This is a genomic window from Flavobacterium sp. (assembly GCF_043760115.1).
In the GTDB taxonomy this organism is placed as follows: Bacteria; Bacteroidota; Bacteroidia; order Flavobacteriales; family Flavobacteriaceae; genus Flavobacterium.
Window position 1 is genome coordinate 1 of sequence record NZ_JAYUPK010000122.1, and the last position, 5,776, is coordinate 5,776.

Here is a 5,776-nt window from a genome sequence, read left to right on the forward strand (position 1 = left end):
AATTGTATCACACCGACAATAGTTATTGCAAATCCTGACCAATCTTGTGCAAATGTTTCGGCTGGATCGTTAATTGGATCAACACCTTCAATAGAACAAAACAATTGCGGCGGTACTCAAACAAATGATGCATGGTTTCAATTTATAGCTACATCACCTAATCATTCTATAAGTTTAATAAATGTTGTTGGAAATGTATTTAATCTAAATTATGTATTATATTCAGGAACAAATTGTAATTCTTTAACAGAAATAGCTTGCGAAACAGATTCTCAAGGAATAATAAGTAATATTAATGTAGGAGAAACTTATACTATAAGAGTATTTTTAAGTTCATTTACTACAAATTCAAATATTACATTTAATGTTTGTGTAGGTACAATTCCACCTTCAATTTCATCTAATTCTACCCAGTTTACAGAACAACAATTAGTGCAAAATGTTTTATTAAATTCTACATGTGCAAGTGTATCAAATATAACCTATTCAACAGGAACAACATTCGGAACAAATTTTAACGGAATAGGTTATTTCAATCGAAATAATTCTACATTTCCTTTTTCTGACGGAATAGTATTATCGACAGGTATTGCGGCGATTGTTAATGGACCAAATACTAATGTTTTAAGTAATGGTACAGGTGGTGCAGGTTTATGGGCTGGTGATAATGATTTAAATACTGTAATTAACAATGCTGGAATAGTCTTCAATTCTAATAATGCTACTAAATTAGAATTTGATTTTACACCAATAACTAGTAATATTAGTTTTGAATATATTTTTGCATCAGAAGAATATGGAATTTTTCAATGTTCTTTCTCAGATTCTTTTGCTTTTTTATTAACCGATAGTGTAACTGGTGTTACAACAAACCTAGCTGTTATACCTGGAACAAATACTCCAATATCGGTTTATTCTGTAAGAGATAGTGCATATAATACGGCTTGTTCTACAGAAAATATAAATTATTTCGGTCAATATAATCTGTTACCTGGATTAAATCCATTAAACTCTCCAATAAATTTTAATGGACAAACCAAACCTTTAGTGGCGAGTTCTAATGTTGTTATTAACAGACCTTATCATATTAAATTGGTAATTGCTGACAATAATGATGGTGCTTATGATTCGGCAGTTTTCTTAAAAGGAAGTAGTTTTGGCATCGGAAATTTAAATATTGGTTCAAATTTATTGCAATCAACCAATAATGCTTTGTGTGATGGTGAAATTCAGGTTTTAAATAGTCAACTTGACGCATTATTGTATTCATTTGTTTGGTTAAAAGATGGTGTTATTATTGCTGGCGAAAATGGCGCAACATTGACTATAAATAGCGCAGGAACCTATATTGTTCAAGTTACTTATATTGGGTCAAATTGTACAGGAACAGACAGTGTTATTGTCGAATATTATCCAAAAGTTATTCCTTCAAATCCAAATAACTTATCAAAAAATTGTAATCCTTCGGGAACTGATGTGTTTAATTTAACTGAAAACAACATTACTTTGCTAACTGGTTTTACCACTGGTTATACTGTAAAATATTATTTGAATAATACAGATGCTAACAACGATACCAACGCTATTTCAAATCCAACATCGTATACCAATATTTCAAATCCACAAAATATTTGTGCAAGAGTTCAAAATACATTGTCAGGATGTTTTGGAGTAAAATGTTTCAATCTGATTGTTCAAGATTTGACACCTCAATTTTTTTTACCAAATACATTAACATTGTGCAATAGTATATCTCAACAAATTTCATTAACACCAATTAATTTCTCACTATCTAATGTAGCATTAACTTGGAAGAAAGATAATGTTGTTTTAACTGATATAACTAGTTCAATCTCGATAAATCAAGCAGGAACTTATGAGGTAACAGTTAATAATTCTGGATGTACAACAACCAAAACAACAACAGTGTCAAATGTAATTGTTGTTGCTGATACTAATTTACCAATAAATGTTTGCGCTAATTATAAATTACCAATTTTGTCATTAAATAATAATTATTACAGCGGTGCAAATGGCTCTGGAACAGCATATTTTGCTGGAGATGTTATAACCTCATCTATTTTGCCAATGTATATCAAAGCACAAATTGGAACTTGTGTTGATGAAACTAATTTTAATATTGTTATAAAACCAAACGTTACTCCAGTAACCACATTTAGTTATATATCGCCTCTTTGTAAAGGAAACGCAAATACTTTTCCGTCAAAATCAACTGGTTTTGTCGAAGGAGGTACTTTTAGCTCTACGCCAAATTTAGATATAAATTCAACAACTGGTTTGATAAATTTAACAAATAGCTTAGCAGGAACATACCAAATTACTTACACAATTTTATCAGATGCAATCAATTGTGTTTTAACAAATAGTCATACTTTTGAAGTTAAAATAAACGAAATTGTTACTCCAACTTTTAATCCAATTATAATTTGTCAAAATTCGGAATTAGTTTTGCCGACAAGTTCAAACAACAATCCTCCGATAATAGGTACTTGGAATTCAAGCGCGTTAACAACAACGATTTCTGGCACAATAAATAAAGCCGTATTTACCCCAAATGCTGGACAATGTGCTATAAATGGAACTGTAACAATAAGGGTTGATGCAATACCTGTTTTCGAAATAATTGGAAATTGTCAATCTTCTGCTTTTAATTTGCAAGTTAATCCTGAATTATCAGGTGCAAACTACCAATGGTTTCAAGGCAATTCAATAATACCATTTAACACAAGTGATTCTAAAATTATTATAAACGAAATCGGACTTTATAAATGTATTGCAACTGTAAATAATTGCTCTACAACAGTAAATTATTCCGCAAGCGATATACAGTGTGAAATTCAAAAAGGAATCTCACCGAATAGCGATGGCAAAAATGATTATTTTGACTTAGCTACATTAAATGTAAAACAATTAGGCATTTACAATCGATTTGGTTTAATGGTATATAATTTGGCAAATTATAAGAACGAATGGAATGGAAAAACCGATGACAATAAAATACTTCCAGACGGAACCTATTATTATGTTGCAGAATTAGGCGACGGAAACACTAAAACTGGTTGGGTTTATATCAATAAAGAAATCAAATAGAAAATACAAATCAAAATAAATATTTATAAAATTAACAACTAATATCTCCTCAAATATGAAATTTAAATTATTTTTATTAACCTACATCTTTATTAATTTTAATTGTTTTAGTCAAAATTACGGATCATTTGCAAGTGGAATTAAAATTAATAATACAATTTATAACACCACATTTTCTGCTAATGTTCATCAAATAAATCCAAATCCTGGAGCTTTGAATTTTGATGGAATTAATCTCGGAAGTTTTGGACAAAACTCTGTAAATAATTTAATTACAGCCGCAGAAATTAAAACTTTCAAAACAGTCTTTGGCAATGTTTGTAGTGGCGCATTAAATTGGAGAGTTTATCCTGTTGGACTGCCAACTGGATTATATAATTCAATTTCGTTAAACACATTTACAGATTGTAATGTTGGAAACTCTCTTTTTAATGATAACATTGGTCCTTGCGGAAATGGTGATCAAAAGTGGAAGGATTATTCTTTAAATACTAATTTTATACATTTGTTAACTGCTGGAAATTATACTTTAGAGATTTTTTATTCTTACACAGGATCAAATGTTAATATTAATACTTGCGAAGAAACAAAATTTATAAATAATGGAGGTGCCAATTTTAAGGCTAATTTTACTATTTATAGTCCAAGCTCTTCGCCAACTGCTTTACCCAACCCAATTTGCGAAGGAAATACATTAAACTTAACAGCAAATCCAACTGGTGGCATAGCTCCGTTTACATTTGTTTGGACAGGTCCAAATAGTTTTACATCGATATTGCAAAACCCAACTATACCTAATATATCGCTATTAGGTGCTGGTGTCTATTCGTTGGTAACTACAGATTCTTTAGGCGCAATTTCACCATCTGAAAGTACAAGTCCAGTAGTTGTAACTCCAAGAATTTTTCCAACATTTGAAACATTAATACTTTCTTATTGTAGAAAAGTTACACCAGCAGTTCCTCCAATTTTGCCACTATTGCCAACAATTCTTCCAGTTCAATTACCAAACACTTCAACTGAAGGAATTGATGGTGCTTGGTCATTAAACCCATTAATCAATGATAATCCTACCGCATTACCAGTATTTGTGGATACAAATCCTGCATTTGTAGGAACTATTCCTCCATTGTCTCAAACAATAACTTATTATTTTTATCCAAATGCTTCTGAATGCGGTCAAAACAGATCGGTAGTTATTGAAATTCGAAGAAATACTTTACCTACTTTTGGTTTTCCATTAGTGTATTGTGTTGGAGATATTGTTCCAAATTTACCTTTGAACTCTACTAATAGTGTAGGTGGAACTTGGTCAAATGTTTTGGGTGCGCCAATAACTAAAATTAATACTAACATTATAGGTTTACAACAAATTAATTTTACACCAAACTCTGGACTATGTGCTTTGCAGGTTGCAATTATAGTTAATATTAAACCAAAATTAACACCAACATTTAACTTACCTAGTTTTGTATGTATTAATGGAGTAGTGCCAACTTTGCCTTCACAATCAACAAATGTGCCGCCAATTGTTGGAACTTGGAGTCCGAATGTTGTAAGTAATACTATATCACAAACATATAATTTTACTGCAACAACAGCTCTAGGAGTTTGTTCTTTGCCTTATTCTATTACAATAAATGTAAATCCAATAATTACTCCTGTTACAACTTTTAGTTATCCGACACCTATTTGTAAAAATGTTGCTAATCCAAGTCCAAGTTTATCAACTGGTTTTACATCAGGAGGAACTTTTACCTCAACAGCAGGTTTAGTTTATATATCTAGTTCAACTGGGGTTATCAATTTGAATGCAAGTTCAATTGGAACCTATGTTGTGACCTATACTATAACAGCTGACCCAACCAATTGTTTGTTAGGAGGCTCGAGTACTGCAACTATTCAAATTTTGCCAGAAATAATTCCAGTTACAGTATTTACATACAATACTCCTATTTGTAAAAATAGTTCTCCAAATCCATTTCCAAATTTAAATACTGGTTTTGCAACTGGAGGAACATTCTCATCAACCGCTGGATTGGTTTTTGTTTCAAATACAACAGGTGAAATTAGTTTATCAGGAAGTACATCTGGAACATATATAGTAACTTATTCTATTTTACCAAATTTAGCGACTTGTCAAATTGCTGGAACAAATACAGCAACAATTACCATTATACCAGAAGTTATTCCTGTTTCGAATTTTACATATACAAGTCCAGTTTGTAGAACTTTGACTTCAACTAATTATAATCCAAATTTAGGAATTGGATTTACACTAGGTGGAATTTTTACTTCTTTACCATCTGGGCTAATTTTAAATCCTAGCAATGGAGTAATTGATTTAACATCTCCAGCAGGAACCTATACCGTTACTTATTCTATTGTTGCAAATGGTACAAATTGTTTTACTACAAATGCAACATCAAATGCTCAAATAACAATTAACCCGATAATTATTCCAATAACAGGATTTTCTTACACAACACCAGTTTGTAAAAATAGTATTCCAAATCCAAGTCCGATTTTAAATGCTGGATTTTCAAGTGGCGGAACATTTACATCAACATCTGGTTTAGTTTTTGTTTCAAATACAACAGGCGAAATAAATTTAGCAGCAAGTACAGCCGGAATTTACACTATAACCTATAATATTGCAGCAATT

The 5,776-nt window shown here is 31.0% G+C and carries 2 protein-coding genes; both read left to right on the forward strand.

Features of this window, described 5'->3' with window-relative positions; translation table 11 throughout:
* The coding region (locus tag ACH2BC_RS10500) for a choice-of-anchor L domain-containing protein (protein WP_395053952.1) at positions 1-3,111 on the forward strand (3,111 nt) is incomplete at its 5' end.
* A 55-nt stretch (positions 3,112-3,166) separates the two neighbouring features.
* Positions 3,167-5,776 (forward strand): hypothetical protein (locus tag ACH2BC_RS10505; RefSeq protein WP_395053953.1); only part of this gene is annotated, 2,610 nt, incomplete at its 3' end.